This is a genomic window from Chitinimonas arctica, assembly GCF_007431345.1.
Taxonomy (GTDB): Bacteria; Pseudomonadota; Gammaproteobacteria; order Burkholderiales; family Chitinimonadaceae; genus Chitinimonas; species Chitinimonas arctica.
Genome location: NZ_CP041730.1, coordinates 3,715,564 through 3,738,067 on the forward strand (window position 1 = coordinate 3,715,564; position 22,504 = coordinate 3,738,067).

Consider the following 22,504-nt stretch of genomic DNA (forward strand, 5'->3'; position numbering starts at 1 on the left):
CGTATTATGCGAAGGCGGATATGCCTAAATATTAATTTAACTTTCCGCTTGATAAGCTAGCGGTTAGCGAATGCGCTTGTCGGTGCTCCTTATGCTTATATTAAGTTTTAGCATAAGAAAGGTTTATTGAATGACGGTGTCTGATAAAGACACCAGTAACTTCGATAAATGCCTGGGTTGCCTGATTTCGCCATATATGGACGATCTGGCAACCCGGCTTTTTTCAGTTACTGGGCTGCTGAAGGGGGAGTCGCAGGTCATTTTGGGTGCGACGCAAGATGCCTTGCTGGAAGTGTTGCACGCCAAACTCGGCCGCTTGTTGCTGCTTGAACTGAACGCGGCCCGTGTCACCGGCAAGTTGCATGCCGAGGACCCCGCCCAACGCTGGGCGGAATTCATCGAACTTGCCTCGGCGCGCCCGTTCTGGGACGGGCTGGCGGCGCCGTACCCGACCATGCATCGCCGCGTGGAGGCCGTGATCCGGCACCGCTGCGAGGCATCCTTGACATTCGCCGGCCGCTGGGCCGCCGACCGGCAGGCGCTCGCCAGCCTATGCGGCGAAGCGCCCGGCGCGCTGCTGGAACTGAGTTTTGGCGCGGGCGACAGCCATCAGGGCGGCCAAACCGTCGCGATTGTCCGCTGCGAAGGCGGCCGAGTCGTCTACAAGCCCCGCTCGATGGCCGTCGATATCGCCTTGGCGCGCTTTATCGACGAACTTGCGCCGGCGCATGGCGAGCGCATGACGATCAGCGTGCCGCAGGTATTGTCGCGCGGCGAACATGGCTGGTCGAAATTCGTCCCGCATCGCTATGCGGCGGACGATGCCGAGCTGCGCGACTTCTATCGCGGCATCGGCCATTGGCTGGCCGTGATGCGTTTGCTGGGCGGTAACGACCTGCATGCCGAGAACCTGATCGCCCACGGCGGCAGCCCGGTCGTGGTGGACTGCGAAACCCTGTTCGCACCGCGTCTCCAAGCCCGTCCGTCCGGATTGGGGGAGGCCGGCGACGAGGCCAACCTGCTGGTGAACGAATCGGTACTCAATGTCGGCATGCTGCCTGGCCGTGGCCGCAGCCTCGGCTGGCGCGGCGTCGATGTCTCCAGCGTGGGCATGTTGCCGGGGCAGCAGCCGGTGCTGAACGTACCGGGCATCGTCAATGCCGGCACGGATGATGCCCGCCTGGGCACCACCACCATGGAAATGCCCCGCTCGCAGAACCATCCCAGCCCGGAACCGGCCTTGGGCACCTACTGGCCGGAGGTGCTGGCGGCGTTCGATCAATTGACCGCTACCTTGCAAGATTTGGACGCGACCGGATCGCTGCGTGAACGGTTGAAGGACTTCGAGGACTGCCGCATCCGCTTTGTCCCGCGCCCGACCGAAACCTATGCGGAAATCAGCCGTATGCTCTGGCACCCGGTGTCGCTGCATAAGCCCGGACCGGCGCAGGATCGTGCCTGCCATCTGCTGGCCACCATGGCGATCAATTTCCTCGGGGCGCCATCCGATCCGGCGGTGATCAGCGCCGAGGTCGAAGATCTTCTGGAAGGCGATATCCCCTTCTACACCGCGATTGCCGGCCATGGCGTGCTGGATGGTCCGCGCGGCACCCACTGGCTGCCACCTTGCAACCTGGTGGAAGCGGTGCTGGACGGATGGCGCTCGGCCGACTTCGAACTGGAACGCAAGGTCATCCGCGCCAGCCTGGTGAGCGCCTTTATCGCCGACGGCTGGTATCCGGAGGATGTCTCCATCCTGCCGGAACATCCCCGCCTCGAGCAGCTGGACACCCGTCGCCGGGCGCAAGCCGCCCGCATCGTGGCCGAGCTGATGGCGGCGGCGATTCGCGGCAAGGACGGTACCGCCGCCTGGATCGCGCCCATCATGGGGGTGGATGGCTGGTCGGTACAGACCCTGGAAAACGACCTTTACGGCGGTTCCAGCGGCGTAGCCATCCTGCTGGCCGCCTATTTGAAGGAAGTGGCGGCGGGTCGCGCCGACCCGGTAGAAGGGCTGGACCGTTTGCTGGCCGACGTCCTGCGCTCGCTCGACCTGCTGGAAGACTGGGTCTACAAGGAATGGCAGCGCGCCGGTACGCAGAAGATGCGGCCGCTCCAGCCCGGCGGCTATATCGGCCTCGGTTCGCAGATCTGGACCCGCCTGACGCTGGCGGAGTGGGGCATGGATGGCGGAGAAGGTCTGCGGCGCGCTTGCGAGCTGGCCGAGATGTTGCCGGCCGCCGCCGCCGCGGATGAAGTAAACGACCTGCTGACCGGTCGCAGCGGCGCCATCGTGCCCTTGCTGATGCTGGCCCGCAAAACCGGCGATGCCCGCTACCTGGAGATGGCCTGCGCCATCGGCGAGCAATTGTGCGCGCGGGTCGTGCACAAGGGCGCTGCCGTCTATTGGACGCATGAGCGCTGGCCCAATGGCATCGGCGGCTTTGCCCATGGCGTGACGGGCATAGGCTGGGCCTTGAGCTGGCTGGGACGGGAGTCGGGCCGGCAGGATTTCAGCGATATGGCCAACGCGGCTTTCGCATTCGAGGACAGCCTGTACGACGAGTCGGAACAGAACTGGCTCGATCTGCGCGATCTGCCGGTCAAGAGCGTGGCCGCCTGGTGCCATGGCGCGGTAGGTATCGGCCTGGCGCATCTGCATCTCGACCCGCAACTGCAGGATCCGGCCAACCGGCAGCGCATACGCGTCGCCGCGGCCGCCGCCTGGCGGGTCGGCTTCGGCCAGAACCATTGCCCTTGCCACGGCGACCTGGGTGCCTGGGAATTGCTCGACAGGGCCATGGCGCTGGACGAGGCGCCCGCCGGCTTGAGTCGCGAGCAGGTGATGGGGTTGATACTCTCCAGTATCGAGGAGCACGGCGCCATCAGCGGTATCGCCCGCAATACCTTTGCGCCGGGGTTGCTGTCCGGCCTGGGGGGCGTGGTGTACCAGCTGTTGCGGGCGCACCCGGATTGTCGCCTGCCCTCTGTCCTGACCTTGGGTGGAGGCGGCCTCTGAGCCTGGCTGCCGAAGATAGCACGCTGGAAACACCGTTCTGGCGCATAGACCGGGGCGAGTCCGCGACACCGGGGCTGGCCTCGTTCCTGCGGCGCCTGTCCGGCGCGATCCGGCCTACCGTCGCGCTATTGCGGCGCGCCGCACCTTTGGCCGTATGGGTCGTGGTACTGGCGCAATTGCTGGGCGGCGTGGCGGTGACGGCTGCCTTGATGCTGACGCCCACGGTGCTGACCCAGCTGTTCGGTGCCGGCGCGGATGTCGGCCGAATGAGCCAGGCCGTGCCCGCCATCGCCTTGCTGGCCTGTGTCTACCTGTTTCGCCTGGCCATCGACGCCGCCACGGCCATGGCGCGTGCGCACATGGGGCCGAAAGTGCACAGGCAGGCGGAAGAAGCCTTGTGCCGGGCAGCGGCGGGCGTGGATCTGGCTTCCTTCGACGATGCCGGCTTCTACGACCAGATGCACCGCGCCAAGATGCGCGGTGTGATGCATCTCGAAGGCGCCACCAATAGTCTGGTGGAGGCACTGGGCGCCGGATTCGCAGTGGTCAGCGCCAGCGTGGCATTGTGCTGGCTGCATCCCTTGCTGCTACCCATCCTCCTGCTGGCCTTGCTGCCCGAGGGCTGGGCTGCACTGAGCGGCGCACGCACCCAATATGCCGGCATGGAGAAGACCATCGCCTTGTCGCGGCAGCTGGAGATGATGGCCGAATTGGCCACCGAACGCGACGCCGCGGCAGAGATCCGAGCCAACCAGGCGCAGCCTTACGTGCTGGCGGAGCACAGCCGCTGCGCGCTGGCACTGCAAGACCATCTGATCGACCTGGGCATTCGGGAGGCGCGTGCCATGGCGCTGGGCCGCACCCTGTCCGCCCTGGGGCTGGCCGCCACCTTTGCCGCCTTGGCGGCGATGCTGCTTGGACAGTGGCTGGACCTGGCGGTCGCCGGCACCGCCGTGATCGCCATCCGCACTGCGGGCGCGGCCTTGGCCCGTTTGATGCAGGTCAGCCACGATCTGTTCGAGAAAACCCTCTATATCAGCGACTATTGCGACTTTATCGCGCTGGCGGCCCGGCGCGGCCAGCCGGGCGGCAAGCTGCCGGCGCCGCAGGATCCGCAACGTATCGTGCTCGACCGCGTGACATTCCGCTATCCCGGCAGCAGCGGCGCCGCCTTGCGCGAACTTTCGCTGGCGATAGAAGCCGGTCAGACCATTGCCCTGGTGGGCGAAAACGGCTCGGGCAAGACCACGCTGGCCAAGGTGATCGCCGGTCTGCTCCAGCCGGATGAGGGCGTGGTCAGCTGGGATGGCATCGATATCCGGCAGATCGACCCGAAAAGCCTGGCCGACCGCGTCGCCATGGTGTTGCAGCACCCCATTCGCTGGCCGCGCAGCGCCAAGGACAATATCCGGCTGGGCCGCTACGACCGCGCCGACCCCGCCGGGGTAGCGCTGCTGGCCGCCGCGCAGCAGTCGCGGGCGACGGAAGTGATCAATAACCTGCCCAAAACGTGGGATACGCTGCTGTCGCGCGAATTTGCCGGCGGCCACGACCTGTCGGGCGGCCAATGGCAGCGCCTGGCGGTCGCGCGTGGCCTCTACCGCGATGCGCCGCTGGTCATCTGGGACGAACCGACTGCACCGCTGGATGCCAAGGCCGAACACGCCGTCTATGAGTCGCTACGGCAGCTGGCCAGCCGGCGCACGGTGATCCTGATTACCCACCGGCTCGCCAGCGTGCGCAATGCAGACCGCATTTACTTCCTGGAACGGGGCGCCCTGGTGGAAAGCGGCCGGCACGAGGAGCTCGTTGCGCTCGGTGGGCGGTATGCGGAGCTTTATGAGCTACAGAGTCGCTTGAACGGTTTGGAACAAGCTTCGCCTCAGCCGGCCGTCCAGGCCTAGTTGCTTGCCATCTTTTGTTCGCATGGCTGCCTTTCCGAGCTTGCTGAGGTCGGCACCGACATCAATGCGCCGCGTAGCGTCCGCAAAATGCTGCGGCCACAGTTTTCCATCAGCAGTTCGCCGCGCTCAATCCGTTCCGAACTACCTTCCCGATAACGAACGGACTTTTGCGTGCCGCTGCCCTTGGCCATCATGCCGGCGATATCCGCCAAGGCTAAATCCAGCGACTGGGCCAGCAGTGCTGCGCTTTCGGTTTTCAACCGTTCGCCACCCTGGCCATTCCATTGTTCGTCCAAGCCATCGCCGCTCAGCGCCGAGGAAACCACCCTGACCGTCACCTGGTAGGCATCCTTATCGTCCATGCCTGGCGGAACGACCGCGACCAGGTTGTCCAGCACCAGGCTGCGCTTGTCCTGGGTCATAAAGAAGGCGGGTACGCTGGCAACGCGCCAGTCCTTGCCGGCCGACTCGTCGATACTCGCCAGACGGCGCTGGCTGCCACTGGTGGTCTTGGCCAAGGCAAGCCGCATCAGCTCGCTATGCTGGAAACCTCCCAGCACATCGGCAAAAGGCTTCAGCACCACGTCGGCCTCTTGCTGCAGCTTGGTCTTTTGCGCCCGCTTGGTGGCATCGGTCACCAAGGCGTGCGTGAGGATAGCCGCGAAGAAGCCGGCGGCACCGGCACCGCCGGTTGGGTAGAGTATGTGGCTCTGGCCCACACCTGCCGCGTCCATATTGACCCTGCCGCCGAATTGAACCGGCTCGTCCTTGGGCAGCACCAGTGCCCAGGACATCTCTTGTAAAACCGGCTTCGGTAGATTGACCGGCACCGCATCGGCCGCAAAGCCGGTTTGCGCGCATAGCAAGGCCAATAGTGCGGTGAAGCGCCTTACGTTTCGTATTGTTCGCAACATAGGGGAAACGTTCCTGAGTTCGATTGGGCACTGGGGCCAGGCGTGGCGCATAGCCCCATTTCGCTTAGTTGGCGAGCGGCTTCAGAAAGGCGTCCTTGCCTGCTTCCACGACCTGGTAATAGGCATTGGTCAGGCCAGGAAAGGCGGGGGCTTCATCCCAGGCGCCTTCACTGCTTTTAACGATATTGACGGGGGCGAACCATTCGTAGGAATTGTTGCTGAGGTTGACCAGGTAGCCGAACCCCAACATCACCGCCTTGGGATCGCTGCTGGGGATGTAGGACGAGTAAGGCCGCTGCATGCCCAGGAACTGGATGTCGAATACGAAGAGCTTGTCCACGCCGTACTTGGCCTTGAGTGCCGCAAAATCCTTGGGCGACTGGTTGGGGCCCTTCTGCGATGCGGAGGGCAGGTCGTCCACCACCAGCGGCTCCTCGATGATCACCGCTTCGGCACCCTTCTTACGGATCAACTCCGCCGCTTGCTGCTTCAGCTTGGGTAGATCCTCCGGGCCAAGCGTCTTGGTGTGCGTTGTCAGCTTGGAATTGGCCACGCTGGCCGCCGCGAGACAAAGCAAGCAGCCCGCCCCCGGGAAGTCGGTATTCGCGGCCGGCAACGCGCTCATCGCCACACCGATCCGGCCACCTTGGGCGGACAGGGTATTGGGAGCCATGGGTACCGGCAATTGGGGTGCTACGGCACAGCCCGTCAACAGCGCAGCGAGGGTGGCGAGGGTGGCTACAAGGCGAAACTTCATAAAACTTCCTATTCAAATGGAGAAATTGCACAGATGGGCAAAATTGCGCGGGGCGCATGGTATCCACGTACAGAAGGTCTGGGGATTTAAGGGAACACGTGCAGAAAAATCTGTTGTGCTTTCATCCTCGGCCCTGCAGGGCGCTTGACGCGGGGCTGAACATCAGTTAATTCGAACATGATTATGCTAAGTAAATATTACTTCGCCTGCGGCAACGCCACGCCTGCTTTTTCGGCATGCTGGCGCCGACAGTAATTTAGCTATCCCGCATATTCTTCTTGCGCAAATATCCAGTAATGTTTAAATTTCCAGAAAATACTGGAAATTGAAAAATGGAACTGACTCCGCTGGCCGAACGCTTTGTCCGCCACTTTGGCGAAATGGGCTCCCGTTGGGGGGTGAACCGTACCGTGGGGCAGATCTATGCCTTGCTGTATATCAGCGGTAGACCGCTCAATGCCGATGAGATCGGTGAAACGCTGGTCTTTTCCCGCTCCAACGTCGGTATCGGCATCAAGGAGCTGCAGGCTTGGCGTCTGGTCAAGCTGGTCCATCTGCCCGGTGACCGGCGCGACTACTTCGAACCGCCCAAGGATGTGTGGGAAATCTTCCGGGTGCTGATGGAAGAGCGGCGCCGGCGCGAAATCGAACCGACCCTTTCCATGTTGCGCGAAGCCTTGCTCGAAAACCCCGACAACGAGGCCGACAAGGTGGCGCAGGCGCGCATGCGCGAGATGCATGAGTTGATCGAACTGACGACCAGCTGGCTGGACGATGTGCAGCGCCTGTCGCCGGAAACCGTGGTGCGGCTGATGCAACTGGGTGCCAAGGTACAGAAAGTGCTGGAGTTCGCCGACAAGCTCAAATTTGGTGGTCGTGATAATGGAGAAGGTGGGCCCCGATGAAATTGGCGCGATTTCGCATACCGCTGCGTCTGTTCGGCTGGAAGATCACCGAGCGTAACCGCTTCAGGCTGGAAATCACGGTCATCGTGCTGCTCAAGCTGATCCTGCTCTATACAGCCAAGCGCCTGTGGTTCAGCGAGCCGGTCGCCCACCATATGCGGGTCGAACCGCAGCGGATAGAACAGCAATTCTTCGGCCCCTCTGCCGACAAACCCCATTCTGTTACTGGAGCACCCTCATGATCTCACCCGATGACGTCGTCACGCTCTCGCGCCTGCAGTTCGCGATGACGGCGATGTTCCACTTCCTGTTCGTGCCGCTCACGCTGGGCCTGAGCTGGATTCTGGTGATCTGCGAAGCGGTCTATGTCATGACCGGCCAGCAGGTCTACAAGGACATGACCCGCTTCTGGGGCAAACTGTTCGGCATCAACTTCGCCATGGGCGTGGCCACCGGGCTGACGCTGGAATTCCAGTTCGGTACCAATTGGGCCTATTACTCGCATTACGTGGGCGATATCTTCGGGGTACCGCTGGCGATCGAAGGCATGATGGCCTTCTTCCTGGAATCGACCTTTATCGGCTTGTTCTTTTTCGGTTGGGACCGGCTGTCGAAGGTCAAGCATCTGCTGGTGACCAGCCTGTTGGCCTTGGGTACCAACCTCTCGGCGCTGTGGATCCTGGTCGCCAACGGCTGGATGCAGAACCCGGTGGGCGCCGCCTTCAATCCGGTCACCATGCGGATGGAGCTGGTGAATCTGGGCGAGGTGTTTTTCAATCCGGTGGCCCAGGTGAAGTTCGTCCACACCGTGGCGGCCGGCTATGTGTGCGGGGCCATGTTCGTGCTGGGCATCTCTGCTTTTTATCTGCTGAAAGCCCGCGATACCGGTTTCGCCATCCGTTCTTTTGCCGTGGCGGCGGGCTTCGGCCTGGCCTCCTCGCTCTCGGTGATCGTGCTGGGCGACGAGTCGGGCTATACCACCGGCGAAGTGCAAAAGGTCAAGCTGGCCGCCATCGAAGCCGAATGGGAAACCCATCCGGCTCCAGCCGGCATCACCGTGTTCGGTTGGCCGAATCAAGCCGAGCAACGTACCGACTACGAGGTGAAGATACCTTATCTGCTGGGCTTGATCGCCACCCGCTCGATCGACGAGCCGGTGATCGGCATCAAGGACCTGAAGAAGGACCATGAGCAGCGCATTCGCCGTGGCATCCATGCTTATGCGGCGCTGGTCAAGCTGAAGGCCGGCGATAAGTCGGCAGAAACGCGCGAGCAGTTCGATATCTACGGCCGCGACCTCGGGTTTGGCCTGCTGCTGAAGAAGTACACGCCGCGGGTGGTGGATGCCACCGAAGCGCAGATCGCCAAAGCGGTGGACGACACCATTCCGCGCGTTGCACCCTTGTTTTGGTCGTTCCGCATCATGGTGGCGCTGGGCATCCTGTTCCTGTTTATTTTCTCCTGCAGCTTCTGGTTCCTTATCCGTCGGCGTCTGGCGCCGCAGCGCTGGCTGCTCAAACTGTGTGTGCTGGCGATTCCCTTGCCCTGGGTCGCCATCGAAATGGGCTGGTTCGTGGCCGAGTATGGCCGGCAGCCCTGGAGCATCAGCGGCATCCTGCCTACCCATCTATCGGTCTCCAGCGTGGATGCCGGGCAGGTCTGGTTCAGTTTGATAGGCATCGGCCTGATCTACTTCCTGCTGTTCCTGGTCGAGATGTTCCTGATGCTGAAATACATCCGGCTGGGACCGGCCAGCCTGGCCACGGGCCGCTACCACGGCGAAACGCCGGCAGTCGAAGGAGTGGGTCATGCTTGATTACGAGACGCTCAAGCTGGTGTGGTGGGGGCTGATCGCCACCCTGCTGCTGGGCTTTGCCCTGACCGATGGTTTCGATATGGGGGTGGGCATGCTGCTGCCCTTCGTGGGACGCAATGACGAAGAACGGCGGGTTGCCATCAATACCGTCGGCCCTACCTGGGAGGGCAACCAGGTCTGGCTGGTGCTGTCCGGCGGCGCCATCTTCGCGGCCTGGCCGCTGGTTTACGCGGCCGGATTCTCGGTCTTGTACGTGGCGCTGATCCTGACCTTGTTCGCGCTGTTCCTGCGACCGGTCGGATTCGACTATCGCGGCAAGCTGGCCGACCCGCGCTGGCGCAGCGTATGGGATTGGGCCTTGTTCACCGGCGGCTTTGTGCCCAGCCTGGTCTTCGGCATTGCCATCGGCAATCTGTTCGTCGGCCTGCCGTTCCGCTTCGACGACAGCATGCGGGTGACTTACGGCGGCGGCTTCCTGGACCTGTTCAACCCCTTCGGCGTGTACTGTGGCCTGGTCTCCGTCGCCATGCTGGCATTGCACGGCGCCAGCTACCTGATGCTGCGTACCGAAGGGGAGGTTTGGCGGCGGGCCCGTCGATTCGCCATGGTGCTGGGCGTACTCAATGCCTTGCTGTTCGGCTTGGGCGGCTGGTGGCTGGGGCGAATGGACGGTTTGCAGATACTGGCGCAAGGCGACATCGGTACCGCGCTGTCTCCCCTGGGCAAGACCGTCGGCCATGCCCCGGGCGCCTGGCTGGCCAATTACGGCCGCTGGGCAGGCTTGGCCGCCGTGCCCGCCGCCGGCATCGCGGCAGCCCTGCTATCCGTCGCAGCGGCTTGGCGTGGATGGCGTTGGCCGGTATTCCTGGCCAGCTGCGTCAATTGCTGCGCCATCATCCTGACCGCCGGACTGTCGCTGTTCCCCTTCGTGCTGCCGTCCAGCATCGATCCGGCCAGCAGCCTGACTGCCTGGGACGCCGTTTCCAGCCATAAGACCCTGCAGGTGATGCTGCTGCTGACCGTGGTACTGCTGCCCATCGTCATCGGCTACACCAGCTGGGTCTATCGCGTGCTGCGCGGCCCGGTCACGGTCGAAAAGATCCGCCGCGAAACCCATACCGCTTATTGAAACAAGGACACTGCAATGTGGTATTTCACCTGGATATTGGGCCTGGGCCTGGCGCTCGCCTTCGGCATCATCAACGTGATGTGGCTGGAGTCGAACTACGCCTTCGGCAGCCGCGACGCGGACAAGACCCGCAGGCGATTCGAAAAATATCGCGAAACGCCCGAGGCGTAGCCCCGGCCGTATGCCGTGATCAAGCGCGGCGACGTCAAGGAGCGTCGCCGTCGCGTGGAATCGCCGAACTAGATGCCTTGCGGCAGTTCGCGCCCCAAGGCCTTCCATTCCTTATAGGCGCACCAGCGCGACTCGCCCACCAGCTTGATGCTGTAGTGTTTGAAGACTTCTTCGGCCTTATGCACGACCTTGACGATGGTAATGATGGTGCCGTTCGGCGCAGCCTGGTACCTGGCCGTTGCCGCTCGCTTGGCGCCGATCAGGGTACTGGCGTTGCACGCCTCGAAGGCGGAGCCGTTCACGCTGATGCCGTAGCTGATACTTGCTTCCATGCTGCTTGCTTCCATGCGGCCCGCTGATCCGGCCGGACGATTGAGGGTTGAGTAGGGCCGTATTATGCCGTCCAGCGCGCTGCAATTGCGTGAAATTACTGTTAGTCGAATGCGGAAAGGCAGGAAGTAGCCTTTCTGCATTCAATAAAGCGGCCGTTCAGCCGCAGGCCGGCATGCCACGCGCACCGCCAGCCACCCCAGCAGGTCATCCACATACGTAAACACAACCGGGATGACCAGCAGGCTCAACAGGGTCGAAGTGAGCAGCCCGCCCAGCACCGTGATCGCCATCGGCGCCCGGAAGCTGGGATCGGCGCCCAATCCGCAGGCGATCGGCAGCATGCCGGCCGCCATGGCCAGGGTGGTCATCAGGATAGGCCGCGCGCGTTTGTGACAGGCATCGCGCAAGGCATCCCGGCGGGCCATGCCATGTTCGCGCCGCGCCATCACCGCGTATTCCACCAGCAGTATGGCGTTCTTGGTCACCACCCCCATCAGCATCAGCAGACCGATAATGGCCGGCATGGAGAAGCTATTGCCGGTGAGCAGCAGGGCCAGAAAGGCGCCACCAAGGCTCAATGGCAAGGCCGCCAGGATCGTGACCGGTTGCAGGAAGTCATGGAACAGCAAGACCAGCACGATATAGATGCACAGGATGCCGACCAGCATGGCCACGCCAAAGCTGCCGAACAGTTCGGCCATGCGTTCGGCATCGCCGGCCGCTTGCTGCGACACCCCGGCCGGCAGTGTTTGCAGGGACGGTAGGCTATTCGCTTCGCGCATCACCTCGCCCATATTGCGGCTGCCCAGCTCCAGTTCGATGGTGGCCTGGCGCTGCCTATCGCGCCGCTTGATCTGGCTGGGGCTGCTTGCCATGCTGATCTCGGCCACGCTGGCCAAGCTCACCTCGCCCTTGGCGCCGGCAATGCGCAACTGGCCCAGGGCATCGAGATCCTGGCGGGCGGCATCGGCCAGCCTGACCCGTATGTCGATCTGCCGCTGTGGCAGCTTGAGCTTGGCCAGGTTGGCGGAATAGTCGCCATGGGTCGCCATGCGCACCGCCGTGGCCAGAGCTTGGCTGGTCACGCCCAGCTCGGCGGCGCGGGCATAGTCCGGTTTGATCTGGATTTCCGGCCGCTGCACGGCGCTGGCGGGCGTGACCGTGCCTATGCCCTTTAGGCCGCGCAGGTCTCGCGCCACCGTGCCGGCGGCTTTTTCCAGGGTCTCGGCATCGTCGCCGACCAAGGTCAACTGCAGGGTTTCTCCGCTATTGGCACCGCCCACACTGACGCGGGCGCCGGCCAGGGGCTTGAGCGCTGCGCGTATCTTCGCTTCCACGCTGGCCTGCGAGTAGGAACGCTCGCTGCGCGGGGTCAGGTTCAGGGTCAGGCTGGCGCGGCGCACATCGCTGCTGCCGCCACTGTCCTCCGGCCCGCCGCTACCGGCATCGCTGCTGCCTACGGTGGCGAACACCTGTTTGACATCGCCCAGGGGCGCCAGCAGGGTGTGCGCCTGGTCCACCAGCTTGCGGGTATCGGCCAGGCGGCTGCCCGGCGCCAGTTCGAGGGTGACCTGGGTCTGGCTCTGGTCATTGGCCGGCACAAAGCCGGTAGGCAAGAGCGGCACCAGGGCCAAGGAAGCGATAAAGAAGCCGCATGCCAGGGCCATGGTGGACTTGCGGTGGGCCATGCACCAGTCCACCCAACCCAGGTAGCGGCGCATCAAGGGACCGTCGTGCTCGCCGTGGCTGGCGGGTTTGAGCAGATAGGCGGCCAGCATGGGTGTCAGCAGCCGTGCCACCAGCAGCGAAGCCAGTACCGCTGCCGCCGCGGTCAGGCCGAACTGGCGAAAAAACTTGCCGGAGATGCCACTCATAAAGGCGGTGGGCAGGAACACGGCCACCAGGGCCAGGGTGGTGGCGACCACCGCCAAGCCGATTTCGTCGGCGGCTTCCCGCGCGGCTTGCAGCGGCGTCTTGCCCATGCGCAGATGGCGGACGATATTCTCCACTTCGACGATGGCGTCATCCACCAGGATGCCGATCACCAAGGCCAGCGACAGCAGGGTCAGCACATTCAGGCTGAAACCCAGGTAATGCATGACCGCGAAGGTCGGCAGGATGGACAGCGGCAGGGCGGTGGCGGCCACCACGGTGGCGCGCCAGTCGCGCAGGAACCAGAACACCACCAGTACGGCGAGTACGGCGCCCTCCAGCAGCAATTGCAGCGAGCCGTGGTAATTGTCCTCGATGGGTTGGACGGTGTTGTAGGCCTCGCTGATCTCGACCTGCGGAAAGCGCTGCCGCAGCTCGCTCACGGTCTGCCGCACCGCCGCGGCAACGGCTACCTCGCCGGCATCCTTGACGCGGGTGAGCTGGAAGGCGACCACGGGCTTGCCGTTCCAAAAAGCGTAGCTGCTTCGTTCGGCATGGCCATCGCGCAGCGTACCCAGTTGATCCAGCCGTACCTGCCGGCCATCGCCCAGCGGAATGGGCAAGGCAGCCAGCTCGGCCAAGCTCCCCACCGCGCCCAGGGTGCGCAGCGATTGGCTCTGGCCGGCTACCCGGCCTTCACCGCCCGAGGCATCGCGCTGCACGGCCTTGAGCTGGGTGGCCACGGTTGCCGTGCTGATGCCCAGGCCGCCGAGGCGGGCCGGGTCCAGTTCCACCAGTACTTCGCGGCTGAGACCGCCGACGCGGCTCAGCTTGCCCACCCCGCGCGTGGCCAGCATGGCTTTACTGATCTCGTTATCGACCAGCCAGGACAACGCTTCCTCGTCCATCTGCCTGGACTGTACCGTATAGGTCAGGATGGCGGAGCCGCTGGTGGACAGCTTGGAGACGGTGGGTGTCGCCATCTCGGCGGGCAGTGCGCTGCGCGCCGAATCGACCGCATTGCGTACCTGGTTCAGGGCTTCTTCGCCGTTTTTCTCCAGGGCGAACTGCACGCTGATGCTGACCGACCCGTCGGTAATGGTGCTGTTGATATGTTCGACCCCGCCCAGGGCGGCCAACTGGTCTTCCAGCTTGCGCGCCACCTCGGTTTCCAATTGGGCTGGCGCCGCGCCTTCCAGCGTGGCGTTGACCATGACCGTCGGAAAATCCATATCGGGGAAGTTCTGGATGTCCAGCTTATGGAAACCCACCAGGCCCAACAGGGTCAGCACCACGAACAGCAGGATGGCCGGCACCGGCTTGCGGATGGCCCAGGCGGAAATATTCATGGCGTCTCCTGCGTGCTCAGCCGCACCGTGTCGCCATCGCTCAGAAATGCGCCGCCGCTGCGTACCACCAGGGCATCGGCGGCCAGGCCGGAGACGATCTCGACCTCGCCGGCCTGGCTGCGTCCGACGCCGACCTGGCGCTGGATAACCTTGCGCTGGCTGGTCTGCCCGGGGCTGTCCCGCCTGGGGCTATCCCGCCCGGGGCTGTCCAGCTCGAACACATAGCCATGGCCATCGCGCAAGGTGACCGCGCTGGCGGGCAGGATTTGCGCACTGCGCCGGCCCAGCGTGATCGTGCCGCGCACATACATGCCGGCCTTGGCGTCGGCGTGGTCGGCCAGGTCGACATAGGCGATGGCGGTGCGGTTTTCATTGCTGAGGGTGGGGGCGAGTTGGCGTACCGTACCGCTGACCTGTCCATCGCCCGGCAGGCCGATCGTGGCCATCTGCCCGGGTTTGAGCCGGGACAGCTGCTGGGCGCCGATTTCGGCGCGCCACTCCAGCCGTCCCTGCCGCAGCAAGCGGAACAACTCGCTGCCGCTGCCGACCACCGCGCCCAGCACCACGCTGCGGCTGGTCACGATGCCGTCGTCCACGGCCACGATGCGGGTCCGCGCCAATTGAATGCGGGCGCTGCTCAATGCCGCTTCGGCGCCCGCCATGGCGGCGACGGCGCTCTGTTCGGCAATCTGGTATTGCTCGATCTGCTGCTTCGTCAGTACGCCGCTATCCTTGACTGCCTCGCCGCGGCGGGCATTGGCGCGAGCCAGGCGTAGCGCCGCGGCGGCTTGCTCGACATTGGCAACGGCTTGCCGCACGGCGGCGGCGCCCGACTCGCCGGCCAACTCGGCCAGCAACTGCCCGCGTTTTACCCGGCTACCCACGTCGGCGTGCAGGGCGGTGATCTGCAAGCCGCCCAGTTCGGCGCTGATGCTGGCTTCCTGCCAGGCGGCCAGGGGACCGCTGGCCTGCAGGACGAGCGGCCAATCGGCCGTATATGGCCGTGTCGCCGAAACGGTCAAGGCGGCACGATCGACTTTCGGGGCGGTATCGGAGGCCGCCTTGGGTTTGACCAGTACGGCGCCGCCGGCCAGCAGGATGACGGTGATCGCAGCCAGGCCGAGACGATGGCGGTTTTTCATCGTGGCGCTCCGCCGGGAAAATCATCGGGGGCGCGCTGGAGGGAGGCAAGGCAGGGCATGGGCGGGTATCCGGGGTGGCTGGGTCCGTATACTCGTCGTCCATTCGGTAAGGCGCTGTTAAGGCAGGGTAAAGAAGGGTAAAGATGCGTTGACGTTTCCCGCTAGGTTTCCTTTAGATGGGAAAGATGTTCTGCGGACATGGAAGGGATGAATTCGATGATCTCGTAATCCGCGATCTGCTCGCGGCAGAAGGGATCTTGCCGAATGATCTCCGCCAACTCGGTTTCGCTCTCTACGTTCGCGAATATCACCCCGCCTGTCCGCGGTTCCTTACGGCCCGACAACAGGAATTGACCGCTCTCATAGTAGCGCTCGAGGAACGCGCGGTGCTCCGCGACAAAGCGATCAACTTCCGCCAGCGGTTTCTTGTAGCTGAGGATTAGAAGGAACATCTGGGCAAGACCTTGTGATGGGTGGTTGGCAACAGGGATTGTAAAGACGGGTAAAGATGGGCGGCTCCCGCCGCCGGCACGACTATGATGCAGCGAAGTTCAATCCTAGCCGCTTGCCATGACCCGTGTTCTGTTGGTTGATGATGATATCGAATTAAGCGCCATGTTGGCCGAGTACCTTGAACAGGAGGGCTTTGCCGTGCGCGCGGTGCATGACGGCGAGGCCGGCGTGGATGAGGCCTTGAGCGGACGATATGAGATCGTGGTGCTGGACGTGATGATGCCTCGTCTCAATGGTGTGGAGGCGCTGCGCCGCATTCGCGCCCACAGCCGTATGCCGGTCTTGATGTTGACTGCCCGCGGGGATGATATCGACCGCATTCTCGGCCTGGAGCTGGGAGCCGATGATTACGTACCCAAACCCTGCTCGCCCCGCGAACTGGTGGCCAGGCTACGCGCCATCCTGCGTAGGGGAGCGCCGGCCGATGCGCTGGCGGAAGCGGGCAGTATCCGCTTGGGGCAGTTGCTGTTGTGGCCGGGCCGCTTGCAAGCCGAGTGGCAAGGCCAGCCCCTGCCGCTGACGGGGTCCGAATTCCGCTTGCTGGAGGTGCTGGCGCGCCAAGCGGGCCAGGTGGTGGGTAAGCCGACTCTATCGGAGCGGGCGCTGGGCCGGCCATTGGCGCGCTTTGACCGCAGCATCGATGTGCATATCAGCAGCATCCGGCAAAAGCTGGGTGTAAACGCCGATGGCCGCGCCTGGATTCAGTCCGTGCGTGGCCAGGGTTATATGCTGATCAGGGAGTAGCGCATGGGGCGGCTGTTCTGGAAGTTCTTTATCGCTTTCTGGCTGGCGCTGATGCTGACCATGGTGACGGTCATTGCCGCCGCCTGGTTGCTGCGTTGGTTCGAGCCGGCCGAACAGCGCAGTTTCGAAGCGGAGCGGCTGGGACTGCTGCTACGCAGTACCGCCAGTGTCTTGCAGGACGGCGAGACCGGCGCCGCCATCGCCTTGTTGCGCGACTGGCGCGACCGCGACTTGCAGCCCGGCATCTATGTGGTGGATGAGCGGGATAGGGAGCTGCTGGGTCGTTCCTTGCCCTTGGTGGAACTACAGGCCTTACCGGATCGTGTCGCACAGCCGGCCGGTACGCTGGTCGAGGCACAAGCGCCGGACGGTATGCGCTACCGCATCTTCGCCCGCGAGGCGGAGGCGCTGCGCCTGTTGGCCGATGCCAAGCCCAAGCCGCCGTCCATCCTCGTTCCCATTGCGGTGTCGGCCGGGGGCAGCCTGGCGATCAGCGCCTTGCTGGCCTGGTATTTCTCCAAGCCCATCCGCAGCTTGCGTTGGGCCTTGCATAACGCCGCCGAAGGCCGGCTGGATACCCGGGTGCAAGTGCGTATGGGCCGTCGCCGCGACGAAATCGCCGATCTGGGCCGCGATTTCGACCGCATGGCCCAGCAATTGCAACAATTGGTCGGTGCGCAGCAGCGCTTGTTGCACGACGTCTCGCACGAGTTGCGCTCGCCCCTGGCGCGCATGCAGGCCGCCATCGGCCTGGCCAGGCAGCGGCCCGAGCGTATGGCGTCCAGCCTGGAGCGGGTGGAGCGGGAAGTGTTGCGGCTGGACGGCCTGGTAGGCGAGTTGCTGACCCTGGCCCGCCTGGAGGCCGGTGCCGCCGACGTGGCGCGGGAAACGGTGGACCTGGTCGAGCTGGTGGCCGCCATCGCCGACGATGCCCAATTCGAAGCGCGCGCCGCCGGCCGGGAGTTGGTGCTGCAGAGCAGCGGTGAATTCATCGCCGAAGTGGAAGGCGAATTACTGTACCGCGCCTTCGAGAATGTGATCCGCAATGCCGTCAAATACACCGCGCCGGCGACCAGCGTGGACGTGGAGGTATGGGCGGATGCCGAACGCCTGCGTGTCAGCGTTGCCGACCGCGGGCCTGGCGTGGCCGCCGGCGATATGGCGCGCATGTTCGAGCCCTTCCGCCGGCTGGACGAAAACCCGGCGGTGGCCGGCTTCGGGCTGGGCCTGGCCATCGCCCGGCGCGCGGTCGAGTCGCATGGCGGCTGGATCGAGGCAAGTGCCCGCGAGGGGGCGGGCTATTGATGGTGGTGAACCTGCCGCGCCGGGCGGGCTAGCAGGGAAAAATCGACCGTATATCGGAAAATCATGATTTATCCCCCAAATGGGGGATAATGCAACCTTCCTCCTCCTCTGGCCGCCCTTCGGGGTGGCCGTTTTTTTCTGGCTTGCCACGCTCGGCCGGCTTCGCGCCTCAACCGCCACAAAGTTGCCTTCGCGCCTGCCAGCGGGAGGCAGTTGTTTCTCGAACATCCAGATCCTGGCGCAGCCGGGAAGCGTGGGGTTTACGATGAGGCAATATTGCAAAGTAATTTTTACTTTACGAAAGATTGTCTTGCTGAATCAATTGAAAATTGAAATGTGGTTTTTTAGATATATATGAATCAGTAGATTAAGTAGATATTTATTTTCTCAATATTTTTATTTTTTCTGCTATGTAAAAAATTACAAATTACTGGAAATTTGCCATGTGGCATGCGAACAGTGGTTCGCAAGGGTGTCGCACGTTTAGTTCGCGTGGGTTTTTGTAAATTCATGAAAGAAATGCAATGCTATTTAATAATAATCCTGTACTCAACTCCCATGCCATTTCGGCTAACCATACCATTTCGGCTGGCCATGCCTCTGAGCGCGCTACTCTTTCCTCTGGAGGCTCTGTGGAGCGCAATTCGAATCCTGCCGAATTGACAGGAATTTTTAATCACGATTCCGAGCGCGAAAAGCGTGTGGAGACTTCGCAAGGTAGGAGTTATGAGTCGGAGCCAATCGGCGAATATGCTCCACCGACCAGGTCTAGTAGATGGAATGAATTTAACCGAACGGTCGCCGAGAAATTAGACGCCTTCGTGGGTGAGGAATCGGCTGGGGCATTACGTAGCACGGGGCGTGATTTTCTATTCGAGGAGAACCCTGTTACGCTATTGAAATTTGTATCGACCGAATGCGCGGCTGATCGGGAGGATCCTTCGCTCTGCCGAATTGTATAATTCATCTACTTTTCTCCGTGACCTTGTTGTATAAGGCGTGCCTCGAATAGTTAAGCTTTCTGGGCTTGCAAGACGTAGGGCATCCATGGGCGTAATTCGCCGGCCAAGCTTGTCTGGCTTGGCCGGCGAATTTCTTGATCAAGAGTGGGTGGCTTAAGATTGAGCCACCTCAATCTCCCACAGCAAACTACCAAGAATTGCACCACTCCCTCGGTACCGGAAAGTACATATCATATTGCTTGCGGGCAGCCGGGCTAAGCGTCTTGCAAAACTGTTGGGCATTTGTAAGCTGTTCCTCTCCTTCGCTCATGCGCCAATATATATCCGATGGCTCAATATCCGGGCTGGCAATCCAAGGTGGGGCGTAATATTTTGTGCTTTCTGGGTTCAGTTGTGCTCTTACCTGTTCAAGCAGTCGCCCGAGCATATTCCGCCCGGTACCATTGCCACCATCGCCCCAGTATCTATCGTTTTTCGTATGCTCGACTAAGGTAGCCCCATGAGTCGACTATAATATCTCACGCAGGTCCCCATGTTGCGAGAATTTTGCTTGTAATGCGTGTAGCATGACTTGATCGCGCAAATGGTCCCAATCCGGTCGAAAGGATCGATGGCGTTCACGACCAATTTGAAAGAAGTGCTCTGAAGTGGGCCAACGAAAGCCGCCGATATCGAGTGGGTGACGAGAAAAATTCGAGAAGCACCCGTACGCCTTGTCGGTTTCATAAAATAGGATTTGTGTCATTTAAAACCTAATACACGAGAATTAAAGGAAGGGTGCGGGAACAGGATGAAAGAAGAGCAGCGGCCGTCCCGAAGCGAAGTAGGTTTGGCTAAGACCTGTGGTTAGTCGCTGCCGAACTGCTTGGCAAAGGCCGCATAGGTACCATTATCTCGGCGATCGAGTACCGCAAAGCAAACTTGTCGGAATGCGTTTCGGTATACCGGATTATCTCGCAAGTGAAGCGCGAACCAACTGGCCATCTCACCTGGATCGTTGCCGAATACACCGCACCCCCATGCACCGAGAACCAAAGTTTGATGACCATGGTGTTTGGCGAGTGCCAGCAGTAACTCGATGCGCTGACGCATGATGTTGGCCAACTCCGATACCCGCTCCGGCTCATTACGCGCGACCGCGCCGCTGTTCACCGCGGGCGCCGTGACGATCGACACCTGATACGCTGCGTCCAGATACTGGTAAGCATCGTCCCGGAATACCGGAACCTGCGGTGAATAGATCATGTCGTCCAAGTACACGCAAGACGTCATTTTCCGGTTCGCTTCGTACATGTCCGTCATCTGCGCGATGCAGGGATAAAGCGCCGACGACTTCGCTAGATTTTCTTCCTGGGCTTCCGACCCACCCAGAAATCCGCCGCCCGGGTTCCGGGCCGACGCAAAGTTCAGACATAGCACGTCATGGCCTTGGGCAACCAGACGGCTCGCGGCCGCCAGCGTGCTCTCATTGTTTACCTGAATCTCACAGGCATCTGCAGCATCAGGCGTCTGCTGCGCCGCCAGTACTCGCAGCGCATCGCCACGATAATGGATTGACTGGCTAATGGCGGATTGAATCGCCTCGCCAATGTCGACGTGATCGCCGTGCAGGTTGCGATAGTGGCCACGCTTCAGTATCGCCAGGGTGTCCTGGGCAATGGCTGCGCGTTGTTCTCGATTATTCACGGATTCGTTCTTCTTTTTTTCAATGTTGAAATGTCGTTGCCTAGCCAAACAGGCCATGGCGATCGAGATGCTAGACCATCTTAGTGTTTCATGGCAACTATCTTAGTGTATTTTTAACAATAACTAAGGCGAATTGCGTTAGAATGACCGCCATTGATGGGGAAACACCGATGAGCGCAAAACAACAGTCCGAGCGTGAATTTCTGCGCCACTACAACATCCATGACTACGACGTACCGCTCACCAGCGTGGACCTGGTGATCCTTGCCGTCCGTGACGAAGGTTTGCACGTACTATTGGTTAAACGGGGCGAACATCCCTTCAAGGAGCACTGGGCCTTGCCCGGTGGCTTCATCGACGTTCACCACGATCAGGACCTCCAGGCCACAGCCCTTCGCAAGCTGCGCGAAAAGACCGGCGTCGACACGCCTTACCTCGAACAGCTACAGGGCTTTGGAAACAAGACACGGGACCCGAGAGGCTGGTCCACCACGTTCGCGTATTTTGCGTTGATTCCCTCGGAACATATCGAGCTGACACACGGAGCCAACGTGGAAGCGGCTCAGTGGTATCGCATTGACGGCAGCAGCGTGGCACCCCACCTCGCCTTCGATCATGCGCACATACTCGAGGTGGCCATACAGCGGGTGCGCAATAAGGTGGAATACAGCTCGCTACCTGTCCATTTATTGCCCGAAACCTTTACCTTGTCCGAACTGCAGCGTGTCCATGAAATCGTACTGGGCCGCGCGGTCGACAAGAGCGCCTTCCGCAAGCGCATCAAGGAAGGCGACTTCCTTGAAGAAGTCCCCAACGCATGGCGGTATGGCAGCAACCGTCCAGCCCAACTCTATCGCCGCCGTCCTGATCGCCCCATGGTGTTTTTTCCGCGGGTTATGAGCGGGCGCACTGAAGAAGCAAGCTGACACGCCTCCCATCGAAGGGAGCCGTACCAATTAGGACGACATGCCAAAGTGAAGAATGTTATGCCAACGCTAGAAGACCGATTTCGCGGATGTTTGCTAGGCTTGGCCTGTGGCGACGCGGTCGGGACGACCGTCGAATTCAGCCCGCGCGGGACCTTTGCACCCATAACCGACATGATTGGCGGTGGACCATTCCAATTGCCTGCCGGTGCATGGACCGATGACTGCGCCATGGCACTTTGCCTCGCGCATAGCCTGCTATACCGAAATGGTTTTGACGCCGAAGACCAAATGAACCGCTACTGCAATTGGGCAAGTTTTGGCTATATGAGCAGCACGGGGGAATGCTTTGACATCGGAATGACGGTTGCCAGAGCGCTGGAGCGGTACCGCGCTTGCGGCGATCCATTCAGTGGTGATATCGATCCTCGCACTGCAGGCAACGGTTCGCTAATGCGCCTCGCGCCAATTCCGATGTTTTTCTTTGAAAATCCAGGACATGTCGTGCATTACGCCGGTGAAAGTGCCCGAACGACACATGGTGCCGAAGAAGCCATCGAGTGCACTCGGCTGTTCGCGGCACAGCTGCGCGCCGCACTCGCGGGCGGCGACAAGGAGTCAGTCTTGTTCGGCACCGGTTATCACGCAGTAGCAAAACAGGTTGTGCCTCTGGCCGCCGGAGCGTGGCGCGATAAATCGGAAAGAGAAATTCGCGGCAGCGGCTATGTCGTCGAATCGCTGGAAGCGGCACTCTGGTGTTTTTGGCATACCGACAGCTTTGATACCGCGGTGCTAAAGGCTGCCAACCTCGGTGATGACGCGGATACCACGGCTGCCATTTGCGGCCAATTGGCGGGTGCCTTTTACGGCGCGGAAAGCATCCCGCGACATTGGCGTGCGCGTCTGATCATGGGCGACGATATTGAGGACTTGGCCGATCGGCTACGCCAACAACGAGAAACGCAGCTTTGAACGCTGACGAAACCAAGAGTTGTAATGGGGCGCATCCCGTCACTAACTGTATATTGAGAAAGCGTCAGGGTTACATCGGTCAATA

Annotated in this window: 18 protein-coding genes and 1 pseudogene; 11 read left to right on the forward strand and 8 right to left on the reverse strand. The window is 61.8% G+C overall.

What is annotated here, in order from left to right; genetic code table 11:
• The first annotated feature begins 130 nt into the window (after nt 1-130).
• Complete coding sequence (locus tag FNU76_RS16945; protein ID WP_144279284.1) at nt 131-3,019, forward strand: type 2 lanthipeptide synthetase LanM family protein; 2,889 nt, start codon at nt 131-133, stop codon at nt 3,017-3,019.
• A complete protein-coding gene (locus FNU76_RS16950; protein WP_223879064.1) occupies nt 2,974-4,923 on the forward strand; it encodes an ABC transporter ATP-binding protein in 1,950 nt (649 codons plus the stop codon). Before FNU76_RS16945 ends, FNU76_RS16950 begins: the two co-directional genes overlap by 46 nt.
• On the opposite strand, the gene FNU76_RS16955 is transcribed toward FNU76_RS16950, so the two are convergent.
• Together FNU76_RS16955 and FNU76_RS16960 are read right to left on the reverse strand one after the other, a co-directional pair.
• Entirely contained in the window at nt 4,920-5,837 is a 918-nt protein-coding gene (locus tag FNU76_RS16955; protein ID WP_144279285.1) for a hypothetical protein, read from the reverse strand. The two genes, FNU76_RS16950 and FNU76_RS16955, sit on opposite strands and share 4 nt — an antisense overlap.
• Nucleotides 5,838-5,901: 64 nt before the next feature.
• Complete coding sequence (locus tag FNU76_RS16960; RefSeq protein WP_223879065.1) at nt 5,902-6,594, reverse strand: hypothetical protein; 693 nt, start codon at nt 6,592-6,594, stop codon at nt 5,902-5,904.
• Between the two features lie 332 nt (nt 6,595-6,926).
• Between FNU76_RS16960 and FNU76_RS16965 the strand changes: the two genes are divergently transcribed.
• From FNU76_RS16965 to cydX, 5 genes are read left to right on the forward strand one after another with little or no spacing between them, the layout of a single operon-like run.
• Complete coding sequence (locus tag FNU76_RS16965; RefSeq protein WP_144279286.1) at nt 6,927-7,499, forward strand: GbsR/MarR family transcriptional regulator; 573 nt, start codon at nt 6,927-6,929, stop codon at nt 7,497-7,499.
• Nucleotides 7,496-7,741 carry a cytochrome oxidase putative small subunit CydP gene (gene cydP / locus FNU76_RS16970; protein WP_144279287.1) on the forward strand — a complete coding sequence of 82 codons (246 nt, stop codon included), beginning with the start codon at nt 7,496-7,498 and terminating at the stop codon, nt 7,739-7,741. The genes FNU76_RS16965 and cydP overlap by 4 nt, the downstream gene beginning before the upstream one ends.
• Nucleotides 7,738-9,315 carry a cytochrome ubiquinol oxidase subunit I gene (locus FNU76_RS16975; RefSeq protein ID WP_144279288.1) on the forward strand — a complete coding sequence of 526 codons (1,578 nt, stop codon included), beginning with the start codon at nt 7,738-7,740 and terminating at the stop codon, nt 9,313-9,315. The genes cydP and FNU76_RS16975 overlap by 4 nt, the downstream gene beginning before the upstream one ends.
• Nucleotides 9,308-10,444: a cytochrome d ubiquinol oxidase subunit II gene (gene cydB, locus FNU76_RS16980; RefSeq protein WP_144279289.1), complete on the forward strand. Its 1,137-nt coding sequence runs from the start codon at nt 9,308-9,310 to the stop codon at nt 10,442-10,444. The genes FNU76_RS16975 and cydB overlap by 8 nt, the downstream gene beginning before the upstream one ends.
• A gap of 15 nt (nt 10,445-10,459) precedes the next feature.
• Nucleotides 10,460-10,615, forward strand: coding sequence for a cytochrome bd-I oxidase subunit CydX (cydX, locus tag FNU76_RS25285; protein ID WP_144279290.1), 156 nt, complete (start codon nt 10,460-10,462; stop codon nt 10,613-10,615).
• 68 nt (nt 10,616-10,683) lie between these two features.
• On the opposite strand, the gene FNU76_RS16990 is transcribed toward cydX, so the two are convergent.
• The 4 genes from FNU76_RS16990 to FNU76_RS17005 all read right to left on the reverse strand — a co-directional run bounded on the left by FNU76_RS16990 (nt 10,684) and on the right by FNU76_RS17005 (nt 15,763).
• The gene (locus FNU76_RS16990) at nt 10,684-10,947 is read right to left on the reverse strand and encodes a hypothetical protein (RefSeq protein WP_144279291.1); all 264 of its coding nucleotides are present in this window, start codon (nt 10,945-10,947) and stop codon (nt 10,684-10,686) included.
• Between the two features lie 141 nt (nt 10,948-11,088).
• Nucleotides 11,089-14,169 (reverse strand): efflux RND transporter permease subunit, encoded by a 3,081-nt coding sequence (locus FNU76_RS16995; protein ID WP_144279292.1) that lies wholly within the window; start codon nt 14,167-14,169, stop codon nt 11,089-11,091.
• A complete protein-coding gene (locus tag FNU76_RS17000) occupies nt 14,166-15,311 on the reverse strand; it encodes an efflux RND transporter periplasmic adaptor subunit (protein WP_144279293.1) in 1,146 nt (381 codons plus the stop codon). The genes FNU76_RS16995 and FNU76_RS17000 overlap by 4 nt, the downstream gene beginning before the upstream one ends.
• A gap of 161 nt (nt 15,312-15,472) precedes the next feature.
• On the reverse strand, nt 15,473-15,763 hold the full coding sequence (locus FNU76_RS17005; protein WP_144279294.1) for a YciI family protein: 291 nt from the start codon (nt 15,761-15,763) through the stop codon (nt 15,473-15,475).
• A gap of 118 nt (nt 15,764-15,881) precedes the next feature.
• Here FNU76_RS17005 and FNU76_RS17010 point away from each other — a divergent pair, with 118 nt between their 5' ends.
• On the forward strand, nt 15,882-16,568 hold the full coding sequence (locus tag FNU76_RS17010; protein WP_144279295.1) for a response regulator transcription factor: 687 nt from the start codon (nt 15,882-15,884) through the stop codon (nt 16,566-16,568).
• A gap of 3 nt (nt 16,569-16,571) precedes the next feature.
• Complete coding sequence (locus FNU76_RS17015; RefSeq protein ID WP_223879066.1) at nt 16,572-17,873, forward strand: HAMP domain-containing sensor histidine kinase; 1,302 nt, start codon at nt 16,572-16,574, stop codon at nt 17,871-17,873.
• 1,149 nt (nt 17,874-19,022) lie between these two features.
• On the opposite strand, the pseudogene FNU76_RS25290 reads toward FNU76_RS17015, so the two are convergent.
• Both FNU76_RS25290 and FNU76_RS17025 read right to left on the reverse strand, forming a co-directional pair.
• Nucleotides 19,023-19,331, reverse strand: a pseudogene (locus tag FNU76_RS25290) (hypothetical protein); the annotation flags it as partial.
• 350 nt (nt 19,332-19,681) lie between these two features.
• Nucleotides 19,682-20,578, reverse strand: a complete 897-nt coding sequence (locus tag FNU76_RS17025) for a TIGR02452 family protein (RefSeq protein WP_144279296.1) — start codon at nt 20,576-20,578, stop codon at nt 19,682-19,684.
• Nucleotides 20,579-20,664: 86 nt separating this feature from the next.
• Between FNU76_RS17025 and FNU76_RS17030 the strand changes: the two genes are divergently transcribed.
• Together FNU76_RS17030 and FNU76_RS17035 are read left to right on the forward strand one after the other, a co-directional pair.
• Nucleotides 20,665-21,447 carry an NUDIX hydrolase gene (locus FNU76_RS17030; protein ID WP_223879067.1) on the forward strand — a complete coding sequence of 261 codons (783 nt, stop codon included), beginning with the start codon at nt 20,665-20,667 and terminating at the stop codon, nt 21,445-21,447.
• A gap of 60 nt (nt 21,448-21,507) precedes the next feature.
• On the forward strand, nt 21,508-22,419 hold the full coding sequence (locus FNU76_RS17035) for an ADP-ribosylglycohydrolase family protein (RefSeq protein WP_144279297.1): 912 nt from the start codon (nt 21,508-21,510) through the stop codon (nt 22,417-22,419).
• Nucleotides 22,420-22,504: the final 85 nt, after the last annotated feature.

Coding starts and splice junctions, on each gene's coding strand:
- FNU76_RS16945 (WP_144279284.1), top strand. CDS start 131: ATGACGGTGTCTGATAAAGACACCAGTAACTTCGATAAATGCCTGGGT.
- FNU76_RS16955 (WP_144279285.1), bottom strand. CDS start 5,837: ATGTTGCGAACAATACGAAACGTAAGGCGCTTCACCGCACTATTGGCC.
- FNU76_RS16960 (WP_223879065.1), bottom strand. CDS start 6,594: ATGAAGTTTCGCCTTGTAGCCACCCTCGCCACCCTCGCTGCGCTGTTG.
- FNU76_RS16965 (WP_144279286.1), top strand. CDS start 6,927: ATGGAACTGACTCCGCTGGCCGAACGCTTTGTCCGCCACTTTGGCGAA.
- cydP (WP_144279287.1), top strand. CDS start 7,496: ATGAAATTGGCGCGATTTCGCATACCGCTGCGTCTGTTCGGCTGGAAG.
- FNU76_RS16975 (WP_144279288.1), top strand. CDS start 7,738: ATGATCTCACCCGATGACGTCGTCACGCTCTCGCGCCTGCAGTTCGCG.
- cydB (WP_144279289.1), top strand. CDS start 9,308: ATGCTTGATTACGAGACGCTCAAGCTGGTGTGGTGGGGGCTGATCGCC.
- cydX (WP_144279290.1), top strand. CDS start 10,460: ATGTGGTATTTCACCTGGATATTGGGCCTGGGCCTGGCGCTCGCCTTC.
- FNU76_RS16990 (WP_144279291.1), bottom strand. CDS start 10,947: ATGGAAGCAAGTATCAGCTACGGCATCAGCGTGAACGGCTCCGCCTTC.
- FNU76_RS16995 (WP_144279292.1), bottom strand. CDS start 14,169: ATGAATATTTCCGCCTGGGCCATCCGCAAGCCGGTGCCGGCCATCCTG.
- FNU76_RS17000 (WP_144279293.1), bottom strand. CDS start 15,311: ATGAAAAACCGCCATCGTCTCGGCCTGGCTGCGATCACCGTCATCCTG.
- FNU76_RS17005 (WP_144279294.1), bottom strand. CDS start 15,763: ATGTTCCTTCTAATCCTCAGCTACAAGAAACCGCTGGCGGAAGTTGAT.
- FNU76_RS17010 (WP_144279295.1), top strand. CDS start 15,882: ATGACCCGTGTTCTGTTGGTTGATGATGATATCGAATTAAGCGCCATG.
- FNU76_RS17015 (WP_223879066.1), top strand. CDS start 16,572: ATGGGGCGGCTGTTCTGGAAGTTCTTTATCGCTTTCTGGCTGGCGCTG.
- FNU76_RS17025 (WP_144279296.1), bottom strand. CDS start 20,578: ATGGCCTGTTTGGCTAGGCAACGACATTTCAACATTGAAAAAAAGAAG.
- FNU76_RS17030 (WP_223879067.1), top strand. CDS start 20,665: ATGACCGCCATTGATGGGGAAACACCGATGAGCGCAAAACAACAGTCC.
- FNU76_RS17035 (WP_144279297.1), top strand. CDS start 21,508: ATGCCAACGCTAGAAGACCGATTTCGCGGATGTTTGCTAGGCTTGGCC.